A 26,447-nucleotide genomic window follows, 5' to 3' on the forward strand; every position below is an offset into this window, starting at 1 on the left:
TGAAGGCAATTGCGGGCTTTTTCAAGCCCGCAGGTGGCCAGTTACCCCAACCACCGACATTTGAGTTGCTTAGGCAGGCATTTGACGCTTGTTGATCACGGAGTCGATCAGGCCGTATTCCGCCGCACGCTCTGCGCTCATGAAGTTGTCGCGTTCGGTATCGCGCTCGATGGTTTCCAGGCTCTGGCCAGTGTGATGAGCCAGCAGCGAGTTCAGACGCGAACGGATGTGGAGGATTTCCTTGGCATGGATGTCGATATCCGACGCCTGACCCTGGAAACCGCCCAACGGCTGGTGAATCATCATCCGCGAGTTAGGCAGGCAATGGCGTTTGCCCGCAGCGCCGCCGGCGAGCAGGAAAGCACCCATGCTGCAGGCCTGGCCAATGCAGATGGTGGAAACGTCGGGCTTGATGAACTGCATGGTGTCGTAGATCGACATGCCTGCAGTCACCGAACCACCTGGTGAGTTGATATAAAGATGGATGTCCTTGTCCGGGTTTTCCGCTTCAAGGAAGAGCAATTGCGCCGCCACCAGGTTGGCCATGTAATCCTCTACCGGGCCAATCAGGAAGATCACTCGCTCCTTGAGAAGGCGCGAATAGATGTCATAGGCGCGTTCGCCACGGGCGGACTGCTCGATAACCATCGGGACCAGGCCGCCTGCGGCCTGGATGTCAGAGCTCTGCTGATAATAAGAATTGCGGGACATGTCCTGCAGTCACTCCCAAATAGTCATGTCTTGAATACGCATAAGCCAGCGCGAAGGCTGGCTTATGGTGTGTATTTTCGAACGAGTAAAAAATCAGTCGGCTTGTGGTGCTTCTACCGGCTTGACCGCTTCTTCGTAAGAGACCGATTTGTCGGTCACGCTAGCTTTCTGCAGAACAGTATCCACAACTTGCTCTTCCAGCACAACCGAACGGACTTCGTTCAGTTGCTGGTCGTTCTTGTAGTACCAAGACACAACCTGCTCAGGCTCCTGGTAGGCCGAGGCCATTTCCTGGATCAGCTCGCGAACACGATCTTCGTCTGGCTTGAGGTCGAACTGCTTGACCACTTCAGCCACGATCAGGCCCAGCACAACGCGGCGCTTGGCTTGCTCTTCGAACAGCTCGGCCGGCAGCTGGTCAGGCTTGATGTTGCCACCGAACTGCTGAACAGCTTGTACGCGCAGGCGGTTGACTTCGTTGTCCAGCAGCGCCTTAGGCACTTCGATCGGGTTCGCTTCCAGCAGACCGTCCATGACCTGGTTCTTGATCTTGGATTTGATCGCCTGACGCAGTTCACGCTCCATGTTCTTGCGAACTTCGGCGCGGAAACCTTCCAGACCGCTTTCCTTGATACCGAACTGAGCGAAGAACTCTTCGGTCAGCTCTGGCAGCTTAGGCTCGGACACAGTGTTGACGGTAACGGTGAACTCGGCAGCTTTGCCGGCCAGGTCCAGGTTCTGGTAGTCCTCAGGGAAGGTGAGGTTCAGAACGCGCTCTTCACCGGCTTTGGCGCCAACCAGGCCGTCTTCGAAGCCAGGAATCATGCGGCCGGAGCCCAGAACCAGCTGAGTGCCCTTGGCGGAACCACCAGCGAATACTTCGCCGTCAACCTTGCCAACGAAATCGATGTTCAGTTGATCTTCGTTCTGTGCGGCACGATCGACCGACTCAAAACGAATGTTCTGCTTGCGCAGGATTTCCAGCATGTTGTCCAGATCGGCATCAGCCACGTCAGCGCTCAGGCGCTCAACGGCGATGGACTCGAAACCGGCAACAGTGAACTCAGGGAATACTTCGAACGTTGCGACGTATTCCAGATCCTTGCCCTTCTCCAGCACTTTAGGCTCGACCGAAGGTGCGCCAGCCGGGTTCAGCTTCTGCTCAACCACTGCTTCGTAGAAGGAAGCCTGGATCACATCACCCACAGCTTCTTGACGCGCATCAGCTTCATAACGCTGACGGATAACGCTCATTGGAACTTTGCCAGGACGGAAGCCTGCAATTTTGGCCTTTTGGGCAGTCTGCTGCAGACGCTTGTTGACCTGGCTCTCAATACGCTCGGCCGGCACGGTGATGCTCATGCGGCGCTCAAGAGCAGAAGTATTTTCAACAGAAACTTGCATGGATATTCCTCGTTGCACAGACGTTAGCCGGCCGTTTCCGACCCCAGAATCAAGGGCATGCATTCTAGTGGGTCAAACTCAAGAAGTCACCCTACTGAAAACGGGTAAAAAACAGCTGGCAATTTAAAGGCGGGGACAAACGGTTGAGCCTCACCCACAGAGCAAATACAGCGAATCAAACCAGCGCCTCTAAACCGTCCCTCTATATATAGAAGAGACCAGTCGTCAGCCGCCTGGCCGCCAGACCTCGATGGCCCGGCAGATCAACCCGAACATCCAGTGACAAAAAAAGACGAACACTTCGCCAACTCATTTAGCCCACTACCGGCAGCCGCACTGAAAACCCGAACTTCTGAAACGAAAACGGCGCAGCCCTTTTCAGGTGCTGCGCCGTTATCTGCTATTAAATAGCTACTTAATTGGTGCGGACGAAGAGACTCGAACTCTTACACCTTGCGGCGCTGGAACCTAAATCCAGTGTGTCTACCAATTCCACCACGTCCGCGTATCAAGCCTTTTAAAGCAAAGGCGCCAGACTATTAATCTGGCGCCTTTTCGAAATATGGGGTGGACGATGGGGATCGAACCCACGACAACAGGAGTCACAATCCTGTGCTCTACCAACTGAGCTACGCCCACCATATTGCGTTGTTGCGTTACTTGTGCCAAAGCTGCCTAATGGCGCACCCGGCAGGACTCGAACCTGCGACCATCCGCTTAGAAGGCGGATGCTCTATCCAGCTGAGCTACGGGCGCCTTATTAATCTGTATTCTTTAACGATTACAAACTAAGTGCTTTCAGTCGTTGTGAGTTAACCATCAACTCTGCCCGACCTTCTTAACCAGTGCTAGGCTGTGCCCGACAAGTGCGACGAATGTTATAGGTGGTCGCTAAGGTCGTCAACTCTTTTTTGAAAAAAATTCATTTAATTAAAGGGGTTAGGGGAATTTGCTGACCAAGCGCCTTTGCCCTCACGTCCCGACATGCGAGAATACGTTCTCTTTTTCTCTCCCTCTCGATGGTTAATCACGCGTCATGACTGCACAACTAATCGACGGCAAAGCGATCGCCGCTAGCCTGCGCCAGCAGATCGCCAAACGTGTCGCCGAGCGTCGCCAGCAAGGCCTGCGTACCCCCGGCCTCGCGGTGATCCTGGTCGGCAGCGACCCAGCGTCTCAGGTTTATGTCTCGCACAAGCGTAAAGACTGTGAAGAGGTCGGCTTTCTTTCCCAAGCCTATGACCTGCCCTCCGACACCACTCAAGACGATCTGGCCAGCCTGATCGATCGCCTTAATGATGACCCGAACATTGATGGTGTTCTGCTGCAATTGCCTTTGCCCGAACATCTCGATGCCTCCAAATTGCTGGAACGCATTCGCCCGGATAAAGATGTGGATGGCTTCCATCCTTATAACGTCGGTCGCCTGGCACAACGCATTCCACTGCTGCGCCCCTGCACCCCCAAAGGCATCATGACCCTGCTGGAAAGCACCGGGGTCGATCTTTACGGCCTGGATGCAGTGGTGGTCGGCGCCTCTAATATTGTCGGGCGCCCGATGGCAATGGAGCTGTTGCTCGCTGGCTGCACCGTGACCGTCACCCATCGCTTCACCAAGGACCTGGCAGGCCACGTTGGCCGCGCCGACCTGGTGGTGGTTGCCGCCGGCAAGCCGGGGCTGGTCAAAGGTGAGTGGATCAAGCCGGGCGCCATCGTTATCGACGTGGGTATCAACCGCCAGGGCGACGGCAAGCTGGTGGGCGATGTGGTCTACGAGACGGCCCTGCCCCGCGCCGGCTGGATCACTCCCGTACCGGGTGGCGTTGGGCCGATGACCCGCGCCTGCCTGCTGGAGAACACGCTGTACGCGGCGGAAACCCTGCATAGCTAAACCAGGAAGTGCATCTGTTCCGCTAACAAAGAACCCCGCCATTGGCGGGGTTCTTTGTTTATGGCGTATGCCGGACTAGCTGCGCTCCGCCAGCGCCGCGCTGACCTGGGCGCGATACGCCACCTTCTGCAGGCGCTTTTCCAGGTCGAGCATCACCACCCGATCACTTCGCCCGCTTTCCAGCTCATCGACCAGGGTTTGGGCGAGGAGGCGCAGGTCATGGATGATGACAATCCGCTCATCGTTAACATCGCGTTTGTGAGACTCGAACACGCGGTGCAGAAAATCCTCGATATTGCGCTGACAACGATGACGATCAGTGGCCCGCAAATGCGCCAGATTGGCTCCAATACGCCCCAACAACTCCAGCAACTCCAACGTGAAGTAGTGCAGGCGTCGGCCATACCCCACATTGCGCTCACGCAGTTGAGCGCGTTGCGCAGCAAACTCCTGCCGCCGTTGAATAGCGGGAACGGCAATAGCCACCATCAAACCCACTATCAGCCCGACTGCCTGGATCCAGCCATACCAATCAGCCGACTTGGGGAAAAACGCGAACGCCAGCAACAGCACTGCCACCATTCCCGCCCACACCACCATGGGCAGATACTCTTTGCTGATAAAGCTTTTCGGCATTGCCCGACTCCCGTTTATTCCAGGGTGATATGCAGCAAAAAAGGCGATGCTAATCCCCGCCCGGGTGGCGCACCATGTTTATTAAGTACCGACCCGGATACCAAAGCGCCATCACTCGGAAAATACCTGTTTTTTCTTAGTTCTTAGGGGGTTTCATCGACCATTGGAAGAACAATCGACAGTTCTTCAGCCATACTCATAGAATGTAACGTTTTTTCGAAAACAACCTATTGCCAAACGGCATATCCATACTTTTTTCGAGTCCGCCCGCGTGAAAATTCGTCTTTCTATCCTGAGCCTATTTTTTGCTGTTACAGGCACCTTCATCACGCAGACCGTCGTTGCCGGCGAAACCACCGCCGCGCCCCGAGACACTTCACAGTTGCATATCGCTTCGGGCAGCGCCTTGCTGCTCGACCTGCAGACCAACAAAGTCATCTATTCCAGCAACCCGGACGTGGTGGTACCCATTGCCTCGGTGACCAAGCTGATGACCGGCCTCATCGTGCTGGAAGGCAAACAGTCGATGGATGAATACATCTCGGTGTCGATCAGCGACACCCCGGAAATGAAAGGCGTGTTCTCCCGGGTCAAGCTCAACAGTGAACTGAGCCGCCGCGACATGCTGCTGATCGCTCTGATGTCATCGGAAAACCGCGCCGCCGCGAGCCTGGCCCATCATTACCCGGGCGGTTACGCGGCCTTTATTGCGGCGATGAACGCCAAGGCCAAGGCATTGGGCATGACCAGTACCCACTATGTGGAACCCACCGGGCTGTCGATTCACAACGTGTCCACGGCTCGCGACCTGAGCAAGCTGCTGCTGGCCGCACGCAAGTACCCGATGCTCAGCGAGTTGAGCACCACCAAGGAAAAAACCGTGGCCTTCCGCAAACCCAACTACACCCTGGGTTTTCATAACACCGACCACCTGGTGAACAGGGCCAACTGGGATATCAAGCTGACCAAGACCGGCTTTACCAATCAGGCCGGTCATTGCCTGGTGCTGGTCACCAGCATGGGCAATCGCCCAGTCGCGCTGGTGATTCTCGATGCCTTTGGCAAATACACCCACTTCGCCGATGCCAGCCGCATCCGCAACTGGGTCGAGACCGGCAAAAGCGGCTCGGTGCCGGATGCAGCCTTGCGCTACAAGGCCGACAAGAACCTCAAGGACCGCCAGAGTGGCGTCGCCCAGCGCAGCCAATGAGTCCTCTTTAAATGAAAACGGCGCCTCAGGGCGCCGTTTTCACATCTGCTCAGATCAGTTGCCAATGGCCTTGACCGCCTTGGCTGCTGCCTGTTCCTGACCGGCCTGGGCCAGTTCATCCGCTGCCCGCAACCAGCGTTGGCGATCGACCTTGGCTGGCACTTGGTTCGGCGCTTGGATCAACACCGCCCAACTCCCGGCATTCTTCCAGGCTGACTCAAACGAACTGAAGCTCATCAACATTCGCCGATTCTGCCCCGCACGCAGCAGCACCGTCTGCTTGTCGCGGTTGTAGCCGGCCAACACCGCGTAACGCGGCTGCGACCAGAACGACGAACCTTCGGTAAAGCGCAGCATCACCGGAAAACCGGCGGCCACCTGGGTCAGCAAGGCTGGAAGGTTGTCGTCCAGGGGGTAGACCAGCATCCCGTACTCACGGGCGAGTTTCTGCATGTTCTGCTGCAACTGCGCCTCGGCGCCCGGCAGATGCAAGGGCTTGTCGAGCAGCCCGGGCGTGATCACCACACCTTGCTGGGACAGCATGCTGGCCAGGGCGCCGGGGCCACTCTGATAGATCTCGCCTCGAAAGAACGGCACGCTGCTGAGCTCGACCCGCTCGGGCAGGCGCTGGATCTCCGGCTGCACACCCGTGGCGCAACCCGCCAGGCTCAGGACACAGGCGCTGGCCAGCAACGCCGTTCGAATTCGAGGAAATACCCGCACCATCTTCGCTCTCTTGATCAGACGCCGGCCTGACAGTCTTCCGGCTGGGGGCCTGATCATAGGGCCCTCTGGCTCGGTGGTATAGCGTTAGGTCGCAGTTAATTGCCGGCGATAGAGCGAAGCAGTCGATCACTCTCGACTATTGGTCAATTGTTTGAAACACGGCAGCGACTAGACTGTCCATTGCAAAGAGTGTGTGCCCTGGACAGGGCAAAGAGGAGGCACGTATGAGCCTGACAACGACGATTTTCCTACTGATCTGTGGCTGGCTGGCCGTTGCTGGCGCCATGCTCTGGGGGGTGTTGCGGATCACCCGCCGGCATCACCACCCTCTCCCACCGCCAACCCCGGCAAAAGTCAGCAAACCGGCGCCACGTCCCGCGACCGCGCACTGAGTCATCCACCCGGCAAAAAAAAGCCGCCTGCATTCTTTCGAAGGCAGGCGGCCAAATGTCACGCAATCAATCAGGCATCGAGTTCACGCTTCTGCCGCGCCCGTCGCGCCAGCATGTTCAGGCTCTCGATAGCCGCCGAGAACGCCATCGCCGCATACACATAACCTTTTGGCACGTGGGCACCGAAGCCTTCGGCGATCAGGGTCATGCCGATCATGATCAGGAAGCCCAGGGCCAGCATCACCACGGTCGGGTTGTCGTTGATGAACTTGGCCAGCGGCTCGGCGGCCAGCAACATCACCAGGACCGAGACCACCACCGCGATGATCATGATCGGCAAATGCTCGGTCATGCCAACGGCGGTAATGATGCTGTCGATGGAAAACACCATGTCCAGCAGCAGGATCTGGCCGATCGCAGCGGCAAAGCCGATGGACACACCCGCAGTGGCCTTATCGTCGTGCTGGGCCTGCGGGTCCATGCTGTGATGGATCTCGGTCGTGGCCTTCCACAACAGGAACAAGCCACCCGCGATCAGGATCATGTCCTTCCAGGAGAACACCTGGCCAAACACGTCGATCACCGGCTCGGTCAACTGCACGATAAAGGCGATGGTGCTGAGCAACGCCAGACGCAGGATCAGGGCCATGCCGATCCCGATGCGTCGCGCCTTGGCTCGATGCTGCTCGGGCAATTTGTTGGTCAGGATCGAGATAAAGATCAGGTTATCGATACCAAGCACGATTTCCATCACCACCAGGGTGGCCAGGGCGACCCAGGCGGTGGGGCTGGCGGCGAGTTGTAAAAGGTATTCCATGGGCAATCCTGGCTCTGTGGTACGAAAGGGTTAGATTTCCTGCGACGACGGCTCTTTATTCTTGCCGTCGTCAGCGGGTTTTTCCTGTTTGCTGATCAAGCCACCGGTGGCGTCGCTGATGGCTTGCTCGGCCGCCTTGTGGGTGTCGTCAATCGCTTGCTTGGCCGATTCGGCAGCCTTGCCCATCAATTGCTGGGCGCTTTTTTCTGCTTGATCGCAGCCAGCCAGGCCCACTAATGCCAGCGCCAGCAAGGCTGCGGCGCCGATGTTTTGAATTTTCATGGTGTTTCCCTCGATAGAACAGACGGGCCCAACCGGCAGGCCGTCGATAGCGGGGGATTCTAAAGAGCTGGATACTTCAGGAAAATTCGTATTTTTTGCAGTTATAATTCGGTTTTTACGAAGTGAGATCGCCATGCTCAATTATCGTCAACTGCATTACTTCTGGGTCGTGGCCAAAACCGGCAGCATCGTGCGCGCCTGCGAGCAGCTCAACCTCACCCCGCAAACCATCAGCGGTCAGATTAGCCTGCTGGAGCAAACCTATGGCATCGAGTTGTTTCGCCGGGTCGGACGTCAGCTGGAACTCACCGAAGCCGGGCGCCAGACCCTGCCTTATGCCGAACAGATGTTTCAGTTGGGGGGCGAACTGGAAGCCATGCTCCGCGCCCAGCCCAATGAGCAGCAGATCCAGTTTCGGGTGGGGGTGGCCGATGTGGTGCCCAAATCCATCGTCTACCGGCTGATCGCGCCCACCATGGAGTTGAGTGAGCCGATCCGCATCACCTGCCGCGAAGACAAACTCGAACGGCTGCTGGCCGACCTGGCCATCCAGCGTCTGGACCTGGTGATTTCCGACAGTCCGATGCCGTCGCACCTCGACATCAAGGGCTACAGCCAGAAGTTGGGCGAGTGCGGCATCAGTTTTTTCGCCACGGCCAACCTGGCCCAGGCCTACGGCCAGGATTTCCCCCACAGCCTGCACGGCGCACCGATGTTGATACCAGGGCAGGAAACCGTGGTCCGCAGCCGCTTGCTGCGCTGGTTCGCCGAACAACAGATTCAGCCGCGGATCATTGGCGAGTTCGACGACAGCGCGCTGATGCAGGCCTTCGGTCAATCCGGCAGCGGGATTTTCATCGCCCCCAGCGTGATTGCCGATGAAGTGAAGCGCCAATACGGCGTGGAGCTGATCGGCCAGACCGATGCAGTGACCGAGTCCTTCTATGCCATTTCAGTGGAGCGCAAGGTCAAGCACCCCGGCATCGTCGCGATTACCGAGGGTGCGCGCCGCGAGCTGTTCACCGCCCTGCCCGCCTGAGGTTTCAGGCGCAGGCGCTGCGCGGCTTGGCGCCCATCAGCAGCAAGGCCAGGACAATCGACACCAGGATGAATCCGGCAGCGGCGAATCCCAGGCTGCCCAGGCCCAGGGTGTCGATCACCCGGCCACCGACCATGGCTCCCAGGCCGATCCCGAGGTTGGCCCCGGCGATGTTCAGGGACGCGGCAAAGGCCGGCGCTTCAGGTGCGGCCTTCATCAGCCGCACATGGCTGACCAGAAACAACGCCGCCTGGGTCACGCCCCAGATACCCATGGCCGCCGCCAGCCCCAATGTCGAATGGATAGCCGGCACCAGGGCCACCATGCCGCCGATCATAAAGGCGCAGAACACCATCGACGCCATCAGCGGATGCCGGTCCACTGCCCGTCCGCCCAGGGAATTGCCGATCAATCCGACCGCACCAAAGCCCATCAGGCACCAGCCCACCACGGTGCCGTTGAACCCGGCCAGGCGCTCAAGGATGTCGGCGAGGTAGGTGTAAGCGGTGAACATACCGCTGAACACCAGGATCGACAGCAGCACATGCCCCTGCATCAGCGGGCTGCGCAGGATCTTGAATTGCGAACCCAGGCTGACCTGCTGCTTATGCAGCTCGGTCTTCGGCAGGTAGATAAACAGCAGCAAGGCCTTGGCGAACGCCACCACCGCCAGGATCGCAAAGGCGCTGCGCCAGCCGAAGGCATCGGAAATCAGGGTCCCCACCGGAATCCCGAAAACCGTGGCACACACAATGCCGAAGCCGATTTTAGCGATGGCGCGCCCGGCGTAGTCCGGGCCGACAATGCCGACCGCAGTTTCACTGGCCAGGGCCCAGAACACCGGCAACCCCAACGCCGGGATCAACCGGGCCACAGCCATGACCCCGATATTCGGCGCCAGCGCCGCCAGGGTATTGGCCAGGCCGAACATCACCAGCACCGTCACAAACAGGCGCTTGCGTTCGAAACGGGCGAAATAGGCGGTGAGAAACGGCCCGAATGCGGCCACGGTGAAGGCGAACAGCGTCACCAGCAGGCCGGCCTGGGGCACGCTGACCTCAAGATCCCGGGCGATCGACGGCAGCAGACCGACGATGATGAATTCCGTGGTCAGCACGGTAAAACCCGCAGCCGACAACAGCAGGATGGGCAACAGCATGAATAACTCCAGAAACGACAACGCCAGCGCCAGCCCGAGGGCCCACTGAGGGGATATGAAAAAAGGATGGCGAATGTTAACAGAATGTTTGCGCCGCCGCTGAAGCGCGGGCTGTGCGGCAGATCGTCATACACCTCCGGGGAACCACCGGCGCTGTGATAAAGTCCGCCCCCCTAAAAAACCCGGCACGGTCATCGTCTACCCTCGGTGATTCAGCGCAAAGCGTTGCTGCCGCGTACGGTGGGCAATCCTTGAGACAGTCTGCCGCGTCTATTACTGTCGCCCCATCCAATACCTCAAAAAAAACAGAGATACCGTTATGACTGCTTCGCCCCCTTCGCTTCTGCAAAAACTCAAGGGCATCAGCCTGGTCACGCAGATCATTATCGGCTTGCTCGCCGGGATCGCCCTGGCGCTGTTGCTGCCCGAAGTGGCCAAGTCCACCGCTTTTATCGGCAAGGTGTTTGTCGCTGCGCTCAAGGCCGTGGCGCCGATCCTGGTGTTCGTATTGGTGATGGCCTCCATCGCCAACCACAAACATGGGCAGCAGACCCATATCCGGCCGATCCTGGTGCTGTACCTGCTGGGCACCTTCGCCGCGGCCGTGGTCGCGGTGATCGCCAGCAGCCTGTTCCCGTCGGCGCTGGTGCTGTCCACCCACGACGTCGCCATCAGCGCCCCCGGCGGCATCGCCGAAGTCCTGCAAAGCCTGTTGCTGAGCGTGGTCGAGAACCCGGTCAGCGCGCTGATGAATGCCAACTTCATCGGCATCCTGGCCTGGGCCATCGGCATGGGCGTCGCCATTCGCCATGCCGGCGAGACCACCCGCACCGTGCTCGGCGACCTGTCCAACGGCGTGACCCTGATCGTGCAGGTGGTGATCCGCTTCGCCCCGCTGGGGATTTTCGGCCTGGTGGCCTCGACCCTGGCCACCTCCGGTTTCGGTGCGCTGCTGGGCTATCTGCACCTGCTGGCGGTGCTGATCGGCTGCATGCTGTTTGTGGCTCTGGTCATGAATCCGGCCATCGTCTACTGGAAAATCCGCCGCAACCCCTTCCCGCTGGTGCTGATGTGCCTGCGCGAAAGCGGGATTACCGCGTTTTTCACCCGCAGTTCGGCGGCCAACATTCCGGTCAACCTGGAACTGAGCAAGCGCCTGGGCCTGCATGAAGACACCTATTCGGTATCGATCCCCCTGGGCGCCACCATCAACATGGCCGGCGCGGCGATCACCATCACCGTGCTGACCCTGGCGGCGGTGCACACCCTGGGCATCAGCGTCGACCTGCCGACTGCGGTGCTGCTCAGTGTGGTCGCGGCGATCTGTGCCTGCGGCGCCTCGGGCGTGGCCGGTGGCTCGCTGTTGCTGATTCCCCTGGCGTGCAGCCTGTTCGGCATCCCCAGCGAGATCGCGATGCAGGTGGTGGCGGTCGGCTTCATCATCGGCGTGCTTCAGGACTCGGCGGAAACCGCCCTCAACTCCTCCACCGACGTGCTGTTCACCGCAGCCGCCTGCATGGCCCAGGACGATCCGGTCCAACCGACAGCCTGAGCGGCACAGCCTTCGACGCGGCCCTGAACGCCGCGCACAAAAAAGCCCGGCAAGGCTCACACCTTGCCGGGCTTTTTGCAGCGTGGGGCTTAGAAAGCGCCCATGTAATCGCGCTTGCCGACTTCAACACCGTTGTGACGCAGCAAGGCGTAGGCGGTGGTGACGTGGAAGAAGAACTGCGGCAGGCCGTAGGTCAGCAGGTAGGACTGGCCGCTGAAGCGCTTCTCTTTTGGCGTGCCAGGGCGGGTGACGATTTCGATGCCTTCCTTGCCATCGATCTGCGCGGGCTGGATCCCGTCGATAAAGGCCAGGACCTTGGCGATCAGGGCTTGCAGGTCGGCGAAGGTGACTTCGCTGTCGTCGTACTTGGGCAGCTCGACCTCGGCCAGGCGGGCGCTGACGCCTTTGGCGAAGTCCACGGCGATCTGCACCTGGCGTACCAGGGGGAACATGTCCGGGTACAGACGGGCCTGCAGGAAGGCATTGGGGTCGATGTTCTTCGCCGTGGCATGGGCTTCGGCCTTGTTCAGCACATCGCTCAGGGCAGTGAGCATTTGCTTGAAGACAGGAACGGAGGCGGCGTACAGGGAAATAGTCATGACAGTCTCGACATGGGTGGCAGAAATACAGCGTGGCGCGATTATAGACATCCTTGCGCTCGGCGGGCGGCTTGTCTTTTCTTGCGCAAGGATTAGGCTAGTCGCCTTCCATAGCATAGGGAAAGCGCGATGAGCACTGAGCAAGAGACCTCCGTTGATGAACTGCGGCTCAACAGTACGGAAATCCGTATTCTTGGCTCCTTGATCGAAAAACAGGCCACCAGCCCGGAAACCTATCCCCTGACCCTCAATGCCCTGGTGCTTGCCTGCAACCAGAAAACCAGCCGTGAACCGGTGATGAACCTGAGCCAGGGCCAGGTCGGGCAAAGCCTGCGCGCGCTTGAAGGCCGAGGCTTTACCCGACTGGTGATGGGCAGCCGCGCCGATCGCTGGGAGCATCGCGTGGACAAGGCCCTGGAGCTGGTGCCGGCCCAGGTGGTGCTGAGCGGCCTGTTGTTTCTGCGTGGCCCGCAAACCGTCAACGAGCTGCTGACCCGCAGCGGGCGCATGCATGATTTCGAAGACGCCGAGCAGGTGGTGCATCAACTGGAACGCTTGATCGCCCGTGGCCTGGCACTGCTGATTCCGCGCCAGGCGGGACAACGCGAAGACCGCTATATGCACGCCCTGGGGGATCCGGCGGATATCGAGGCGATTCTGGCCGCACGCCAGAATCCGGTTGAGCGCAGCAGCGGCAGCGGTGTATCCGCCGAACGCATCGAAGAACTCGAAGCCCGCATCGCCGCCCTCGAAGAGCGCCTGGCAAAACTCGAAGGCTGACACCTCCTCCCCGGCCGCGGCTACACACTGTAGCCGCGGCCGCAGTCTGCGCTGGCCCTATCGGCTCTCCCCTTTACCTGACCTTCTACCCCCGCGCAAATGCCACCGCTTGCTGGAATTGCGCTTCGCTCGGGCGGACGCCGGTGTACAGCACAAATTGCTCCAGGGCCTGGATCGCAATCACTTCCAGACCGGTGATCACTTGCTTGCCTTCGGCCCGACCGCGCAGGATCAACGGGGTTTCCGCCGGGATCGCCACCACATCGAACACTGTCTGTGCCTCGGTGATCGCTTCGGCCGGGAACGCCAGCTGGTCGGCTTCGGCACCGCCAGTCATGCCGATCGGCGTGACGTTGATCAGCATCTGCGCCCGCACATCACCGAGCTCGGCCTGCCACTGATAACCCAGGGAGTCCGCCAGCGCGCGCCCGGCGCTCTGGTTGCGCGCAACGATAATGCCGTTGCTGTAGCCACCATCGCGCAAGGCGCTGGCCACGGCCTTGGCCATGCCGCCGCTGCCACGCAGGACAAAACTCGAGGCCTGGGGCACCTGGTGCGCGGCCAGCAATTGGGCAATGGCGATGTAGTCGGTGTTGTAGGCCTTGAGGTGGCCATTGGTGTTGACGATGGTGTTGATCGAGGCGATGGCCTGAGCCGACGCGTCCAGCTCATCCACCAGCTCGATACTGGCCTCCTTGAACGGCATCGACACGCCGCAACCGCGAATTCCCAGGGCCCGGATCCCGCCAATGGCGCCGGGCAGATCATGGCTGCTGAAGGCCTTGTAGTAAAAATTCAGGCCCAACTGTTCATACAGATGGTTATGAAAGCGCAGGCCGAAGTTCCCCGGACGCCCTGACAATGACATGCACAACTGAGTGTCTTTGTTGGGGTTCATTTGCATGTGAATCTCCTCGCAAGGCACTTTCGGATAGACGGATTAACCCGCCGCACGACTTGTGCCTGATCATATCGACGCCAAGTTTGAAGGTGGCATTACCGCCCAGGGATGACGGTAAAGAAGCCGGTACAGACCTTACACAATATTTACTCAGCGGCTGTGCAGTTTTTGCCAAAACCGCTGTCTTAGAAGTATCCCCGCGACAGTCCTTGAGTCTATTGCAGACCACAAGCCCGGGGTTGAACCGAGGAACTACCATGATTTCCAGAATCCCCAAGATAGCCTTGCTCATTGGTGCACTCGCTGTCGCTGGCCAAGCCTCCGCCCATGGCGGCAATTGGGCCGGGCCGGCCGTGTTGGGTGCTGTCGTAGGTGCTGCGGTAATGGGCTCCGTCATGTCCAACCAGGAACGTCCGGTGTACGTGCAACAGCAACCGGTGTACGTACAACCACAGCCGGTGTATGCCGCACCGCCTCCGGTCTACTACCAGCCGCAACCGGTGTATGTCGAAGCAGCGCCGGTCTACTACCGCCCGGCACCGGTGTACTACGGCCCGCCCCGTGGCTACTACGGCCCGCCTCGCCACTACTACGGCCCTGGCCGCTGGTAAGCAGCCCGCTCCACCCTGACAGGCCCCGCCCTCAAAGCGGGGCTTGTTGCATTTTGCCATCATCCAAATGTCTGAATATCCCAATCCCAGGTCGCTGACGGAACAGTAATTGCCTGTAAATCCGGCAATAGTAAGGCCGTCACCGCGCACCCATCGTGCATACGACGGTCATATATCTGTCATGCCAGGTCCGCAAGATCGGATCTGTCCATGCCAACAGGCTCATAAAAACAAGGACGAACCCTATGCCCACGCAAAACCCGCACCGCATCGCCGGCCTCTGTACCTCAAGCAAGGTCTACAGTGCGCTGACTGAACTCAAACACCTGGAGGGCCATCGCAGCGCCAAGTTTCTTTCGCTGCTGGCAGAAAACCTGGTGCGCAAAGGCCTGCTCAACGATCAGGAAGTGCTGAACATGCTCGACCAGGTGGTGGACTGAAACCACGCGAAGGACCACAACCGCCGTCGTTGCCATCAATGTCGACTATCGAGCGTGGTGATTTTTCGTAACACCCTGAGCTTTGTAAGGTAGCCCCACTGATTGATGGAGGCACTTATGCACAAGGTTCAGATCATGTCCGTTATCGGCAGCGCCGTTCCCGCACCGCTCAGAGAGCTAGGATTGCTCGCCTGTTGGTACCTGGTACGGGACGGCGAACCGATCAGCGGCCCGCTTACCTCGCTTCCCGCCGCGCAGGCACTGTCGCTGAAGTTCGAACAGCCGATGCTGGTCGCTTAAGGCAACTGCACCCGCGGCCGGGTTTCGACGAACAACGCCCAACTGGACATGAACAACGCCGCGATCAGCGGACCGATGACAAAACCGTTGAGCCCGAAGATCGCCAGGCCACCCAGGGTCGAGATCAGGATCAGGTAATCCGGCATCTTGGTGTCCTTGCCCACCAGGATCGGGCGCAGCACGTTGTCCACCAGGCCGATCACGAAGACCCCGAACAACCCGAGCACCACCCCTTGCCAGATCGCCCCGCTGAGCAGGAAGTACGCGGCCACCGGGGCCCAGACGATCCCCGCGCCCACCGCCGGCAACAACGACAGAAAAGCCATCAGTACCGCCCAGAGCAAGGCGCTGGGGATGTCGAGAAACCAGAAAATCACCCCGCCCAGCGCCCCCTGGGTCACCGCCACCAGCACGTTGCCTTTGACGGTGGCGCGCACCACTCGGTTGAATTTGAGTTGCAGGCGGCGCTTCTGATGTTCCGCCAGGGGCACCGCCGTGCGGATCTTGCGCACCAGTTCGGCGCCATCGCGCAGAAAGAAGAACAGCAGGTAGAGCATGATGAAGAAGCTCACCACAAACTCGAACGTGCCCTGGCCGAAGCTGAACGCCTGGCTGGCCAGGTACTGGCTGCCCTGCATCGAACTCTTGACGATTTTCTCGCGCAGGCCGTCGAGCTCGCCCATGCCGAAGCGGTCCAGCAGGTGCTGGAAATACGGCGGCAACGCGTGCTTGAACTGCGCCAGGTAGCCGGCGATGTCCAGGTGCCCGCTCTCGATGTTCTTGTAGACGTTGGTGCCTTCCTGCACCAGCAGCACGCTGGTGATGATCACCGGCAGAATCGCGATCACCAGGCAGATGCCCAGGGTGCACAGTGAAGTCAGGTTGCGTGGCCAGCCGAACTTCAATTGCAGCCGGCGTTGCAGCGGGGCGAAGACGATGCCGAGGATCACCGCCCAGAACACCGCGCCGTAGAACGGCAGGAGGATCCAGATGAAAGCGACCGTCACCAGTACCAGGAGTACCAGCAGGCTTTTGTTTTGCAGGTTGGTTTGATTCATATCCGATCCAGTTCGATAAGCCGCAGGACGCTGACGGGCGTCCAGAGGCTTAGTCAACCGCTGTGCGTCCAAGTGCCATCTTTTGTGCATTGAGCATAGATCCAGATCAATAAACCCCGGAGCGCACTGCTTTACCCTCGCGACCTTTTGCGACCGACAGCCCCATGACGCTCCTCGCCCGACCCGAACTGCTCGCCCCCGCCGGCACCCTGAAAAACATGCGCTATGCCTTTGCCTACGGCGCCGACGCGGTCTATGCCGGGCAGCCGCGCTACAGCCTGCGGGTGCGCAACAACGAATTCGACCACGCCAACCTGGCCCTCGGCATCCAGGAGGCCCAGGCCCAGGACAAGCGTTTCTACGTGGTGGTCAACATCGCCCCGCACAACGCCAAGCTCAAGACCTTCCTCAAGGACCTGGAGCCGGTGATCGCCGTGGGCCCGGATGCGCTGATCATGTCCGACCCGGGCCTGATCATGCTGGTGCAGCGGCACTTCCCGCAGATGCCGATCCACCTCTCGGTACAGGCCAACACGGTGAACTGGGCCAGCGTCGAGTTCTGGCAGGAACAGGGCCTGAGCCGAATCATCCTGTCCCGCGAGTTGTCCCTGGAAGAGATCGCCGAGATCCGCCAGCAGGTGCCGGGCATGGAGCTGGAGGTGTTTGTCCACGGCGCGCTGTGCATGGCCTATTCCGGGCGCTGCCTGCTATCGGGCTACATGAACAAGCGCGATGCCAACCAGGGCAGTTGCACCAACGCCTGCCGCTGGAAATACAAGGCCCAGGAGGCCACCGAGAATGCCGCCGGCGATATTGTCCAGCTGTTCGAACCGAACGCCGAGCCGACCCTGGGCCTGGGGGCGTCCACCGACCAGGTGTTCCTGCTGCAGGAGGCCAACCGCCCGGACGAACTGATGCCGGCATTCGAAGACGAACACGGCACCTACATCATGAACGCCAAGGACCTGCGCGCGGTGCAGCACGTCGGGCGCCTGACCCAGATGGGCGTGCATTCGCTGAAGATCGAGGGGCGCACCAAGTCGCACTTCTATTGCGCACGCACCACCCAGGTCTATCGCCGGGCCATCGATGACGCGGCGGCCGGACGCGAGTTCGACCGCAGCCTGATGAACGACCTCGAATCCCTGGCCCAGCGCGGCTACACCGAAGGTTTCCTGCGGCGCCATGTGCACGATGAGTACCAGAACTACCAGAACGGCAGCTCAGTTTCGGAGCGCCAGCAGTTCGTCGGCGAACTGACCGGCGAACGCCGCGACCGGCTGGCCGAGGTCAAGGTGAAAAACCGCTTTGCCCTGGGCGACCACATGGAGCTGATGACCCCCAAGGGCAACTTCCACTTCGACCTGCATCAACTGCAAAACGCCAAGGGCGAAGCCATCGAGGTCGCCCCGGGTGACGGCCACACCGTGTACCTGCCGATTCCCGACCAGGTCGACCTGCGCTACAGCCTGCTGATGCGCGATATCACTGTCTAAACCGAACCGTAGCCGCCAGTAGCCGCTGACGAGCCCGCGAGGCTGCGCGCAGCGGCTACAGGACAGTTGAGGGTTAGCCTCAGATTCGGAACTGCCCTACCAACTTGCCCAAACGCTGGCCCAGATCCGCCAGGCTGCGGGAGGTCTGGGCGCCGAGTTGGGTTTCGTCGGCGACGCTGTCCACCGCCACGGCAATCTGATGCACGCTGCGGTTGATCTCTTCGGCGACCGCAGTCTGTTCTTCGGCGGCACTGGCAATCTGGGCGTTCATCGAATTGATGGTGCCGATCAACTGCGCCATGGTGTCCAGCGACGCACCCGCCTCGTTGGCCTGGGCCGAGGTGCCATCGCCGGCATCGCTGGAACGGCGCATGGCTTCCACTGCCGTCCGCGTGCCCTGCTGCAGGCGGTCGATCATGCCCTGGATCTCCTGGGTGCTCTGCTGGGTACGACTGGCCAGCGCCCGCACCTCGTCCGCCACCACCGCAAAACCACGCCCGGCCTCCCCGGCACGTGCCGCTTCAATGGCCGCGTTCAACGCCAGGAGGTTGGTCTGCTCGGCAATCGAGCGGATCACGTCCAGCACGCTGACAATCGATGCCACGTCCTTCTGCAAACTGTCGAGGGAAGTACCGCTGCTACGGATATCGCTGACCAGCGCATGGATCTGGGCGATGCTGCCATCCACCACGCGCTTGGCGGCCTGGCCTTCAGCGTCGGTCTGTTGCGCGGCCACCGCCGCCCCCTGGGCACTGCGCGCCACTTCATGGGCGGCCGAGGACATCTCATTGATCGCGGTCGCCACCTGATCGGTCTCGTGGCGCTGACGCTCCATCGCCTGTTCCGAACGCTGGGCCTGATCGGAAACCTGGGTCACCAGGCCGGTCAACTGACTGGTCATCTCGGTGATCTGCCGCACCAGGCCATGGATCTTGTCGACAAAGCGGTTGAACGACCCGGCCAGGTCACCCAGCTCGTCCTGGCTGGTAATCGCCAGGCGCTTGGTCAGGTCGCCATCGCCGGCGGCAATATCGTCGAGGCTGACCTTCATCAGTTGCAGCGGACGCAGCATGGTGTTGGCCACCAGCAGGCCCAGCGCCGCGATCACCAGCAGCACCACCACGGCAATCCCGACAATGCTCAGGACCATGCCTTCCATGCGCTGGTTGATGCTGGCCTCGACCGCCGCCACCTGGGCATCGATACCGTCGAGATTGACCGAGGTGCCGAGCACCATGTCCCACTTGGGCAGGTATTCGGTGTAGCCGAGCTTGGGCACCAGCACATCGCTGCCCGGCTGGGTCGAGCTGTACTGCACGTAGTGGCTGCCGTCCTTGCCGACCCGCACCAGCTCGCGGTTGACGTACACGCCATTGGGGTCGCGGTTGTCCTTGAAGCTCTTGCCGACGCCGTCCGGGCTGTTGCCCTTGAACAGGCGCACGGTCTCGGAGTCGTAGCCGAAGAAGTAGCCATCCTTGCCGTACGTGATGTTCGACAGCAGCTTGACCACCTCGGCCCGCGCCGCCTGGTCGCCGTTGGCTGCAGCGTCATACAACGGTTTGACGGTGTTGAGCGCCACCTCCACGTAACTCTGCAAGGTGGCCTTGGCCTCGCCCAGCAGGCGCTGGCGGGTCTCTTCGACCTCTTTGCTGGCCTGCTGCTTGAGCATGAATACCGTGGTCAGGCTGATCACCAGCGCAAACAGCAACACCGGGAGTACCGCGAGGGACAGGACTTTGGCCTTCAAGCTTAGGCGCATAGGTATTCACTCTTGATTTTATTGGCGTGGTTAAGCCGTTAACGGCACGCCGGATCAAAAGTTGAGCCCCCGCGGGCCTGTGCGCGGGGGCTAAAGCAGGCCACGGGCAGCCCGGCAACGCCGGGCCATCGGCTCAGTGGTTCAGAGCACCATTGCCGCCACCCAACCGAACGCCAGCAACGGCAGGTTGTAGTGGAGGAAGGTCGGAACCACGGTGTCCCAGATATGGTGATGCTGGCCGTCGATGTTGAGGCCGGAGGTCGGCCCCAGCGTCGAGTCCGAGGCCGGCGAACCGGCGTCGCCCAGGGCCCCGGCCGTGCCGACGATGCAGACGATGGCCAGGGGACTGAAGCCCAGTTGCACACAGAGCGGGACAAAGATCGCGGCCAGGATCGGCACCGTGGAAAACGACGAGCCGATGCCCATGGTCACCAGCAGCCCCACCAGCAGCATCAACAGCGCACCCACGCCCTTGCTGTGGCCGATCCAGCTGGCCGAGGTTTCCACCAGGGTCTTGACCTCGCCGGTGGCCTTCATCACCTCGGCAAAACCCGAGGCGGCAATCATGATGAAGCCGATCATGGCCATCATCTTCATGCCTTCGGTAAACAGGTCGTCGGTTTCGCGCCAGCGCACGATGCCCGACACCGAGAAGATCAGAAAACCGGCCAAAGCCCCGATAATCATCGAGTCCAGCAGCAACTGCACCACAAACGCCACCACGATGGCCAAGCCTGCCACCAGCAAGGTGCGCGGGTTGTATTGCACCGTCACCTGCTCGACTTTCTCGATCTTTTCCAGGTCATACACGCGCTTTTTGCGGTAGCTGACAAAGGCCATCAACAAGCCGAAAACCATGCCCAGGGCTGGGATGCCCATGGCGTGGGTGACGTTGATCTGGCTGATGTCGACCCCGCTGCGGGCGACGTTGGCCAAGAGGATTTCATTGAGGAAGATGTTGCCGAAACCCACCGGCAAAAACATATAGGGGGTGATCAGGCCGAAGGTGATGACGCAGGCGATCAGCCGGCGGTCCAGTTGCAGCTTGGTCAGCACATATAACAGTGGCGGTACCAGCAGCGGGATAAAGGCAATGTGGATCGGCAGGATGTTCTGCGAAGCGATCGCCACCACCCACAGCAGGCCGATCAGCAGCCATTTGACCTGGCCGCCGCCGTGGGCGTCCTGGCGATCCACCAGCAGCAGGATCTTGTCTGCCAGGGCGTGGGCCAGGCCGGACTTGGCAATCGCCACCGCAAAGGCGCCGAGCAAGGCATAGGACAACGCCACGGTCGCACCACCACCCAAGCCGCTGTTGAACGCCTTGAGCGTGGCCTCGATTCCAAGGCCGCCAGTGAGTCCACCCACCAACGCGCCAATGATCAGGGCGATCACCACATGCACGCGGGACAGGCTGAGCACCAGCATGACGCCGACCGCGGCAATTACTGCATTAATCATCGTTACCTCATTACTGCGCCGCTGAAAATGGCGCAAAAGCATGTGACCGACCAGAAGGCAGGGGGCTGCCGACATCGAATGGAAAGAGGGTCTTATTAGAGGGCGCGCACTGTGCAGCAGCGGGCGCGGCTTGTCAAAACCCGGGGCGGAGAAAGCGCTTCCTCGCCAGTGGTGGAGCAGCAGGTTCGGGCTGCGTTTGGATGCTGGCCCTGTTTCAACTGAAATAAGTGGGTGTCGGTACGGGCCAGAGTCCGAACGCGGCCCGAGCCTTCGGCAGTGGCTACAGGTGGAGGTGGGGGTTATTTCGAACAAGCGTTTAAAGAATCGGTTTCGGCGGCCGTTACAGTGCAAAGTCTCAGATATTTATCGAATAAGGACGCCCCATGTCGCTTAGACAACTTTCCATCCAATGGAAAATCACCCTGCTGGCCGGACTCTGCCTGCTGGGTATCGTCACCTTGCTGGTGGGCCTCTCGCTCTATCGCATGGAGCACAACTCCGAGCTGGTGAAAGCCTCCAGCATGGACATGCTCAATGAAGCCGCCCAAGCGCGGATCGAGGCTCAGGGCGAGGTGCAGGCGCTGGGGATTCGCCAACAATTCATGGACGCCTATCAATACGGCCATGGTTTTTCACGCCAGGTGCTGTTCCTGCGGGAGCAGGCCGAGAAGCGCTTTCTCGACGCCTTCGACCTGCGTGAAGACCTGACCCGCCAGGTCAAGTCGGCACTGCAGGCCAACCCGCAGTTGCTCGGCCTGTCCCTGGTGTTCGAAGCCAACGCGCTGGACGGCAAGGACTCACTCTTCACTGGCCAGGAAGAATTGGGCAGCAACGACAAGGGCCGTTTTGCCTTGTACTGGTCCCAGCCCACGCCCGGCAAGCTGACCTCGATGTCGCTGCCCGAAAGCGACATGAGCGACACCCGCAGCGGCCCCAGCGGCGAGCCGGCCAACGCCTGGTTCACCTGCCCGCGCAGCACCCTCAAGCCCTGCGTGATCGAACCCTACTTCTACGCAATCGACGGCCAGCAGGTGCTGATGACCAGCATCGTCTTCCCACTGATGGTCGAGGGCAAAGTCATCGCCTCGCTATCGGTGGACATCAACCTCAACAGCCTGCAGGCCACCAGCCAACAGGCGAGCAAGAAACTCTACGACGGCCAGACCAACGTCAGCATCATCAGCCCGGTCGGGCTGCTGGCGGCCTACAGCCCGGACGCCAGCAAGCTGAGCCAGCGCCTGGACCAGGTCGACAAGGCCAGCGGCAGTCAGTTGATCAGCCTGCTGGCGAGCGGCACCCAGACCCGCAGCCTGCACAGCGACAGCGTGCTCAAAGTGCTCGCGCCCTTCTCGCCGATTCCCGACGGCAAACCCTGGGGCGTGCTGCTGGATGTACCGGAACACGTGCTGGTGGGCCCGGCCACTGCGCTGCAAGGCGAGCTCGACGAGCGCAACAGCGCCGGCACCCTGATCGAACTCAGCCTCGGCCTGCTGGCTGCGATAATCGGGCTGTTGCTGGTGTGGCTAATGGCGCGCAGCGTGACCCGGCCGATCCTCGGCGTGGCACACATGCTGGAAGACATCGCCAGTGGCGAAGGCGACCTGACCCGGCGCCTGGCCTACGACAAGCAGGATGAACTGGGCCAGTTGGCCGGCTGGTTCAACCGTTTCCTCGACAAGTTGCAGCCGATCATCGCCGAGGTGAAACGCTCGGTGCAGGACGCTCGCGGCACCGCCGACCAGTCTGCAGCCATCGCCACCCAGACCAGCGCCGGCATGGAGCAGCAATACCGCCAGGTCGACCAGGTGGCCACCGCCTCCCATGAAATGAGCGCCACGGCCCAGGACGTGGCCCGCAGCGCCGCCCAGGCCGCCCACGCCGCGCGCGATGCCGACCAGGCTACCCGCGAAGGCCTGACGGTGATCGACCGCACCACCACCAGCATTGGCCACCTGGCGGCCGACATGAGCATCGCCATGACCCAGGTCGAAGGCCTGGCCGCCAACAGCGAAAAAATCGGTTCGGTGCTGGAAGTGATCCGTGCCATTGCCGACCAGACCAACCTGCTGGCGCTCAACGCCGCCATTGAAGCGGCCCGTGCCGGGGAAGCCGGGCGCGGTTTTGCGGTGGTCGCCGACGAAGTGCGCAACCTCGCCCGCCGCACCCAGGAGTCGGTGGAAGAAACCCGCCTGGTGATCGAGCAACTGCAAACCGGCACCCAGGAGGTGGTCGGCTCGATGAACAACAGCCACCGCCAGGCCCAGGGCAGCGTCGAGCAGGTTGGCCAGGCCGTCACCGCCCTGCGCCAGATCGGCGACGCAGTGACCGTCATCAGCGACATGAACCTGCAAATCGCCAGCGCCGCCGAAGAACAGAGCGCGGTGGCCGAAGAGATCAACAGCAACGTGGAAACCATCCGTGACGTCACCGAATCCCTGGCCGAACAGGCCAATGAATCGGCGCGGGTCAGCCAGTCCCTGAACAGCCTGGCCAACCAGCAGCAAAGCCTGATGGACCAATTCCGCGTCTGAGCCCTGTATCCCCGTAATCCCTGTAGCCGCAGCCTTGCGGCGCTCGGCAGCAGCTACAGGTTGGCTTCGTGCGGACGGGGTGCGAGGCAACTAGCGCCCAGGCAGGTGGATTTCAACGCGCAGGCCGCCCAGGGCGCTTTCCTCCAGGCTCAGGGTGCCACCCCAGGCATCGATGATGTCGCGCACGATGCCCAGGCCCAGGCCGTGGCCATCGGTCTGTTCATCCAGGCGCGTGCCGCGGCTGAACACCTGTTCGCGCTGCGTCTCGGGGATGCCCGGGCCGTCGTCGTCCACCGCCAGGCAAAAACCCCGTGGGCTTTCCCCGACACTCAAGCGGACTTCCGCATCCGCCCATTTGCAGGCGTTATCCAGCAGATTACCCAGCAACTCCAGCAGGTCCTCACGGTCCCAGGGCAGTTGCAGCCCCGGCGGCGCCTGGTAACTCAGGGCCAGGTGTTCGCCGTGGATCATGTTCAAGGTCGCCAGCAACCCCGGCAGTTCGCCATCGCAATCGAACAGGGCACCGGGCAAGGCATCGCCGGCCAGGCGCGCCCGGTTGAGCTCGCGGTTCAACCGCTGCTGCACCTGCTGCAACTGTTCCTGCAACACCTTGCGCACTTCGGGGTGGGCATCCAGCTTGGGATTCGACGCCAGACTGAGCAGCACCGCCAGCGGTGTCTTCAGCGCATGCCCCAGGTTGCCCAGGGCATTGCGCGAGCGCTTGAGGCTGTCTTCGGTGTGGGCCAACAGGTGGTTGATCTGCGCCACCAGCGGTTCCAGCTCCACGGGCACCTGGTCGTCCAGCTGCGAACGCTGGCCCAGCTGCAACTGGGCGATCTGCTCCCGGGCCTTTTCCAGGGGCCGCAGGGCGCGGCGTACGGTCAAGCGTTGCAGCGTCAGGATCAGCAGCAGCCCCGCCAGCCCCAGGCCCAGACCGATCTGGCGCATGCGTTGAAAGCTCTCGCGCACCGGAGTGTAGTCCTGGGCCACGCTGATGGAGATCGACTGCCCCAGGCGCCGATAGTCCGAACGCAACACCAGCAGTTGCTGACCCTCCGGCCCCAGTTGCAGGTTGCCTTGCAGGCCGGCGCTTGCCAGTTGCGGCAGGTCCTGGTCCCACAACGAACGCGAGCGCCAATGGGTGTCGGCAAAGTCGATGCGAAAGTAGTGCCCGGAAAACGGTCGCTGATACGCCGGCGACAAGCGCCTCTCATCCAGCTGCAAGCCCTGGGGCCCACGTACCAGCGCCACCAGCAGGTTTTCACTGTCGTTGCGCAGGCCGGCTTCGAGGTAGCGCTGCAAGCCCACTTCGAACAGCCAGAGACTGGTCTGGGCCAGCACCAGGCCGACGATCAGCATCACGCTGATCAAGCCCAGGCTCAGGCGTCGCTGGATCGACCTCACGAAGCCTGGGCGCCAAACAGATAGCCCTGGCCGCGCCGGGTTTCGATCACCGTACGCCCCAGCTTGCGCCGCAGGTGATTGACGTGCACTTCCAGCACATTGGAATCGCGCTCGGTCTCGCCGTCATAGAGGTGCTCGGCGAGGTGGCTTTTGGAGAGGATCTGCTGCGGGTGCAGCATGAAATAACGCAACAGGCGAAACTCGGCGGCGGTCAGCTGGATATCCAGGCCATCGCGCACCACGCATTGGCGGCTCTCATCCAGGTGCAGGCCGGCGGCCTGGAGGGTTGGCTGATTGGCCTGGCCGTGGGAGCGACGCAACAGCGCCTGGACCCGCAAGTGCAGCTCTTCGGGGTGAAACGGCTTGGTCAGGTAATCGTCGGCCCCGGCCTTGAGCCCTTCAATGCGCTCGGCCCAGGAGCCGCGGGCCGTGAGGATCAGCACCGGGGTCGAAAGCCCGCCGGCGCGCCATTGGCTGAGCACCTCCAGCCCCGGCAAGCCCGGCAGGCCGAGGTCGAGGATGATCAGGTCATAGGGTTCGCTGCTGCCCTGATACACCGCATCGCGGCCATCGGCCAGCCAATCCACGGCGTAGCCCTGGCGATTGAGGCCTTCAAGCAGTTCATCGGCCAGGGACACATGGTCTTCCACCAGAAGCAGGCGCATCAGTCATCTTCCTTGTCTTTCAACAGGCGGCCGGTGGCGGCCTCCAGGTCCAGCTCGCGGACCACGCCATCGGCGGTCAGCAACTCGACTTCATAAATGTAGACGTCATGTTTTTCTTCCAGCTCGGCCTCCAGCAGCTTGGCCCCGGGGTAACGGTCCAGGGCCTGCTGCAGCAGTTGTTCGAGCGGCAGGATCACCCCTTGCTGACGCAGGCGCAGGGCTTCGTCCTGGTCCAGGTCACGGGCCAGTGCCAGCGAGCAGAACGCTGCCAGCACCAGGGCCCATCGACTGCAACGGCGCAGATTGCACTTCATTACGTATCCTGATGATCCTTGAGTACCTGGCCACTGACGGCGTCCAATTCCAGGTCCCACTCGAGGCCCTGGGCATCGCGCAGTTCGACCTGGTAGATGTACTTGCCGTACTCCTCTTCCAGCTCGGTTTCATGGATGGTGGAGCCCGGGTGCCTGGCCAATGCGGTGGCATTGAGTTTTTCAAAGGAGACAATGGTACCAGCGTCGCGCAACCTCAGGGCTTCGTCGGGGCCCAGGTCACGGGCGTGGGCCAGGCTGGCGGTGATGCCGATCAGGCTGGCGGTCAACAGGGCAGTCAGGGTTTTCATG

The 26,447-nt window shown here is 61.1% G+C and carries 27 protein-coding genes, 3 tRNA genes and 1 pseudogene; 12 read left to right on the plus strand and 19 right to left on the minus strand.

What is annotated here, in order from left to right; genetic code table 11:
* Window positions 1-69: 69 nt before the first annotated feature.
* The 5 genes from clpP to ACOZJV_RS30755 form a co-directional block, all read right to left on the minus strand.
* Window positions 70-711, minus strand: a complete 642-nt coding sequence (gene clpP / locus ACOZJV_RS30735) for an ATP-dependent Clp endopeptidase proteolytic subunit ClpP (protein WP_016965272.1) — start codon at window positions 709-711, stop codon at window positions 70-72.
* Between the two features lie 93 nt (window positions 712-804).
* The gene (gene tig / locus ACOZJV_RS30740) at window positions 805-2,115 is read right to left on the minus strand and encodes a trigger factor (protein ID WP_020296822.1); all 1,311 of its coding nucleotides are present in this window, start codon (window positions 2,113-2,115) and stop codon (window positions 805-807) included.
* Between the two features lie 420 nt (window positions 2,116-2,535).
* A tRNA-Leu gene (locus ACOZJV_RS30745) sits at window positions 2,536-2,620 on the minus strand.
* A 58-nt stretch (window positions 2,621-2,678) separates the two neighbouring features.
* Window positions 2,679-2,754, minus strand: a tRNA-His gene (locus ACOZJV_RS30750).
* Window positions 2,755-2,794: 40 nt separating this feature from the next.
* Window positions 2,795-2,871, minus strand: a tRNA-Arg gene (locus ACOZJV_RS30755).
* A 280-nt stretch (window positions 2,872-3,151) separates the two neighbouring features.
* Between ACOZJV_RS30755 and folD the strand changes: the two genes are divergently transcribed.
* On the plus strand, window positions 3,152-4,006 hold the full coding sequence (folD, locus tag ACOZJV_RS30760; RefSeq protein WP_020296823.1) for a bifunctional methylenetetrahydrofolate dehydrogenase/methenyltetrahydrofolate cyclohydrolase FolD: 855 nt from the start codon (window positions 3,152-3,154) through the stop codon (window positions 4,004-4,006).
* A 75-nt stretch (window positions 4,007-4,081) separates the two neighbouring features.
* On the opposite strand, the gene ACOZJV_RS30765 is transcribed toward folD, so the two are convergent.
* Window positions 4,082-4,642: a hypothetical protein gene (locus tag ACOZJV_RS30765; protein ID WP_078473267.1), complete on the minus strand. Its 561-nt coding sequence runs from the start codon at window positions 4,640-4,642 to the stop codon at window positions 4,082-4,084.
* A gap of 271 nt (window positions 4,643-4,913) precedes the next feature.
* On the opposite strand from ACOZJV_RS30765, the gene pbpG reads away from it, so the two are divergent.
* Window positions 4,914-5,852 carry a D-alanyl-D-alanine endopeptidase gene (gene pbpG, locus ACOZJV_RS30770; protein WP_078473268.1) on the plus strand — a complete coding sequence of 313 codons (939 nt, stop codon included), beginning with the start codon at window positions 4,914-4,916 and terminating at the stop codon, window positions 5,850-5,852.
* 54 nt (window positions 5,853-5,906) lie between these two features.
* Here the strand turns inward: pbpG and ACOZJV_RS30775 are convergent, their stop codons facing one another.
* Entirely contained in the window at window positions 5,907-6,635 is a 729-nt protein-coding gene (locus ACOZJV_RS30775) for a PA2778 family cysteine peptidase (RefSeq protein ID WP_201131682.1), read from the minus strand.
* A 167-nt stretch (window positions 6,636-6,802) separates the two neighbouring features.
* Here ACOZJV_RS30775 and ACOZJV_RS30780 point away from each other — a divergent pair, with 167 nt between their 5' ends.
* Window positions 6,803-6,970, plus strand: coding sequence for a hypothetical protein (locus tag ACOZJV_RS30780; RefSeq protein ID WP_178102995.1), 168 nt, complete (start codon window positions 6,803-6,805; stop codon window positions 6,968-6,970).
* A 70-nt stretch (window positions 6,971-7,040) separates the two neighbouring features.
* Here the strand turns inward: ACOZJV_RS30780 and ACOZJV_RS30785 are convergent, their stop codons facing one another.
* Together ACOZJV_RS30785 and ACOZJV_RS30790 are read right to left on the minus strand one after the other, a co-directional pair.
* Window positions 7,041-7,787 (minus strand): TerC family protein, encoded by a 747-nt coding sequence (locus ACOZJV_RS30785; RefSeq protein ID WP_078473270.1) that lies wholly within the window; start codon window positions 7,785-7,787, stop codon window positions 7,041-7,043.
* Between the two features lie 30 nt (window positions 7,788-7,817).
* Window positions 7,818-8,069, minus strand: coding sequence for a hypothetical protein (locus ACOZJV_RS30790; protein WP_421549297.1), 252 nt, complete (start codon window positions 8,067-8,069; stop codon window positions 7,818-7,820).
* 133 nt (window positions 8,070-8,202) lie between these two features.
* On the opposite strand from ACOZJV_RS30790, the gene nhaR reads away from it, so the two are divergent.
* Window positions 8,203-9,108, plus strand: coding sequence for a transcriptional activator NhaR (gene nhaR / locus ACOZJV_RS30795; protein ID WP_020296829.1), 906 nt, complete (start codon window positions 8,203-8,205; stop codon window positions 9,106-9,108).
* A gap of 4 nt (window positions 9,109-9,112) precedes the next feature.
* Here nhaR and ACOZJV_RS30800 read toward each other — a convergent pair whose 3' ends face one another.
* Complete coding sequence (locus ACOZJV_RS30800; protein WP_421549235.1) at window positions 9,113-10,267, minus strand: MFS transporter; 1,155 nt, start codon at window positions 10,265-10,267, stop codon at window positions 9,113-9,115.
* Between the two features lie 319 nt (window positions 10,268-10,586).
* On the opposite strand from ACOZJV_RS30800, the gene sstT reads away from it, so the two are divergent.
* On the plus strand, window positions 10,587-11,819 hold the full coding sequence (gene sstT / locus ACOZJV_RS30805) for a serine/threonine transporter SstT (protein WP_201131686.1): 1,233 nt from the start codon (window positions 10,587-10,589) through the stop codon (window positions 11,817-11,819).
* Window positions 11,820-11,908: 89 nt separating this feature from the next.
* Here the strand turns inward: sstT and ACOZJV_RS30810 are convergent, their stop codons facing one another.
* Window positions 11,909-12,418 (minus strand): DUF1993 domain-containing protein, encoded by a 510-nt coding sequence (locus ACOZJV_RS30810; RefSeq protein WP_078473274.1) that lies wholly within the window; start codon window positions 12,416-12,418, stop codon window positions 11,909-11,911.
* Between the two features lie 129 nt (window positions 12,419-12,547).
* Here ACOZJV_RS30810 and ACOZJV_RS30815 point away from each other — a divergent pair, with 129 nt between their 5' ends.
* The gene (locus tag ACOZJV_RS30815) at window positions 12,548-13,198 is read left to right on the plus strand and encodes a YceH family protein (RefSeq protein WP_020296833.1); all 651 of its coding nucleotides are present in this window, start codon (window positions 12,548-12,550) and stop codon (window positions 13,196-13,198) included.
* A gap of 85 nt (window positions 13,199-13,283) precedes the next feature.
* Here ACOZJV_RS30815 and ACOZJV_RS30820 read toward each other — a convergent pair whose 3' ends face one another.
* Entirely contained in the window at window positions 13,284-14,102 is an 819-nt protein-coding gene (locus tag ACOZJV_RS30820; RefSeq protein ID WP_421549236.1) for a shikimate 5-dehydrogenase, read from the minus strand.
* A gap of 254 nt (window positions 14,103-14,356) precedes the next feature.
* On the opposite strand from ACOZJV_RS30820, the gene ACOZJV_RS30825 reads away from it, so the two are divergent.
* The 3 genes from ACOZJV_RS30825 (at window position 14,357) to ACOZJV_RS30835 (ending at window position 15,450) form a co-directional block, all read left to right on the plus strand.
* Entirely contained in the window at window positions 14,357-14,710 is a 354-nt protein-coding gene (locus tag ACOZJV_RS30825) for a hypothetical protein (protein WP_043229212.1), read from the plus strand.
* A 245-nt stretch (window positions 14,711-14,955) separates the two neighbouring features.
* Complete coding sequence (locus ACOZJV_RS30830; protein ID WP_020296836.1) at window positions 14,956-15,150, plus strand: hypothetical protein; 195 nt, start codon at window positions 14,956-14,958, stop codon at window positions 15,148-15,150.
* A gap of 117 nt (window positions 15,151-15,267) precedes the next feature.
* A complete protein-coding gene (locus ACOZJV_RS30835) occupies window positions 15,268-15,450 on the plus strand; it encodes a hypothetical protein (protein WP_020296837.1) in 183 nt (60 codons plus the stop codon).
* Here the strand turns inward: ACOZJV_RS30835 and ACOZJV_RS30840 are convergent.
* Window positions 15,447-16,508, minus strand: a complete 1,062-nt coding sequence (locus tag ACOZJV_RS30840; RefSeq protein WP_078473277.1) for an AI-2E family transporter — start codon at window positions 16,506-16,508, stop codon at window positions 15,447-15,449. The two genes, ACOZJV_RS30835 and ACOZJV_RS30840, sit on opposite strands and share 4 nt — an antisense overlap.
* A gap of 164 nt (window positions 16,509-16,672) precedes the next feature.
* On the opposite strand from ACOZJV_RS30840, the gene yegQ reads away from it, so the two are divergent.
* Entirely contained in the window at window positions 16,673-18,004 is a 1,332-nt protein-coding gene (yegQ, locus tag ACOZJV_RS30845) for a tRNA 5-hydroxyuridine modification protein YegQ (RefSeq protein ID WP_421549237.1), read from the plus strand.
* A gap of 79 nt (window positions 18,005-18,083) precedes the next feature.
* Here the strand turns inward: yegQ and ACOZJV_RS30850 are convergent, their stop codons facing one another.
* Window positions 18,084-19,763, minus strand: a complete 1,680-nt coding sequence (locus ACOZJV_RS30850; RefSeq protein WP_078473279.1) for a methyl-accepting chemotaxis protein — start codon at window positions 19,761-19,763, stop codon at window positions 18,084-18,086.
* 141 nt (window positions 19,764-19,904) lie between these two features.
* Entirely contained in the window at window positions 19,905-21,221 is a 1,317-nt protein-coding gene (locus ACOZJV_RS30855; protein ID WP_161955774.1) for a Na+/H+ antiporter family protein, read from the minus strand.
* A 1,529-nt stretch (window positions 21,222-22,750) separates the two neighbouring features.
* Between ACOZJV_RS30855 and ACOZJV_RS30860 the strand changes: the two are divergent.
* Together ACOZJV_RS30860 and ACOZJV_RS30865 are read left to right on the plus strand one after the other, a co-directional pair.
* Window positions 22,751-22,897, plus strand: a pseudogene (locus ACOZJV_RS30860) (HAMP domain-containing protein); the annotation flags it as partial.
* A gap of 102 nt (window positions 22,898-22,999) precedes the next feature.
* Window positions 23,000-23,755 carry a methyl-accepting chemotaxis protein gene (locus ACOZJV_RS30865; RefSeq protein ID WP_421549298.1) on the plus strand — a complete coding sequence of 252 codons (756 nt, stop codon included), beginning with the start codon at window positions 23,000-23,002 and terminating at the stop codon, window positions 23,753-23,755.
* A gap of 90 nt (window positions 23,756-23,845) precedes the next feature.
* Here ACOZJV_RS30865 and ACOZJV_RS30870 read toward each other — a convergent pair whose 3' ends face one another.
* From ACOZJV_RS30870 to ACOZJV_RS30885, 4 genes are read right to left on the minus strand one after another with little or no spacing between them, the layout of a single operon-like run.
* A complete protein-coding gene (locus tag ACOZJV_RS30870) occupies window positions 23,846-25,159 on the minus strand; it encodes a sensor histidine kinase (RefSeq protein WP_421549238.1) in 1,314 nt (437 codons plus the stop codon).
* Entirely contained in the window at window positions 25,156-25,824 is a 669-nt protein-coding gene (locus ACOZJV_RS30875; protein WP_020296844.1) for a response regulator transcription factor, read from the minus strand. Before ACOZJV_RS30875 ends, ACOZJV_RS30870 begins: the two co-directional genes overlap by 4 nt.
* Window positions 25,824-26,138 carry a PepSY domain-containing protein gene (locus ACOZJV_RS30880; RefSeq protein ID WP_020296845.1) on the minus strand — a complete coding sequence of 105 codons (315 nt, stop codon included), beginning with the start codon at window positions 26,136-26,138 and terminating at the stop codon, window positions 25,824-25,826. The genes ACOZJV_RS30875 and ACOZJV_RS30880 overlap by 1 nt, the downstream gene beginning before the upstream one ends.
* Window positions 26,138-26,446 (minus strand): PepSY domain-containing protein, encoded by a 309-nt coding sequence (locus ACOZJV_RS30885; RefSeq protein WP_421549239.1) that lies wholly within the window; start codon window positions 26,444-26,446, stop codon window positions 26,138-26,140. Before ACOZJV_RS30885 ends, ACOZJV_RS30880 begins: the two co-directional genes overlap by 1 nt.
* Window position 26,447 lies beyond the last annotated feature (1 nt).

The organism is Pseudomonas sp. QD4 (assembly GCF_049199125.1).
Lineage (GTDB): Bacteria > Pseudomonadota > Gammaproteobacteria > Pseudomonadales > Pseudomonadaceae > Aquipseudomonas.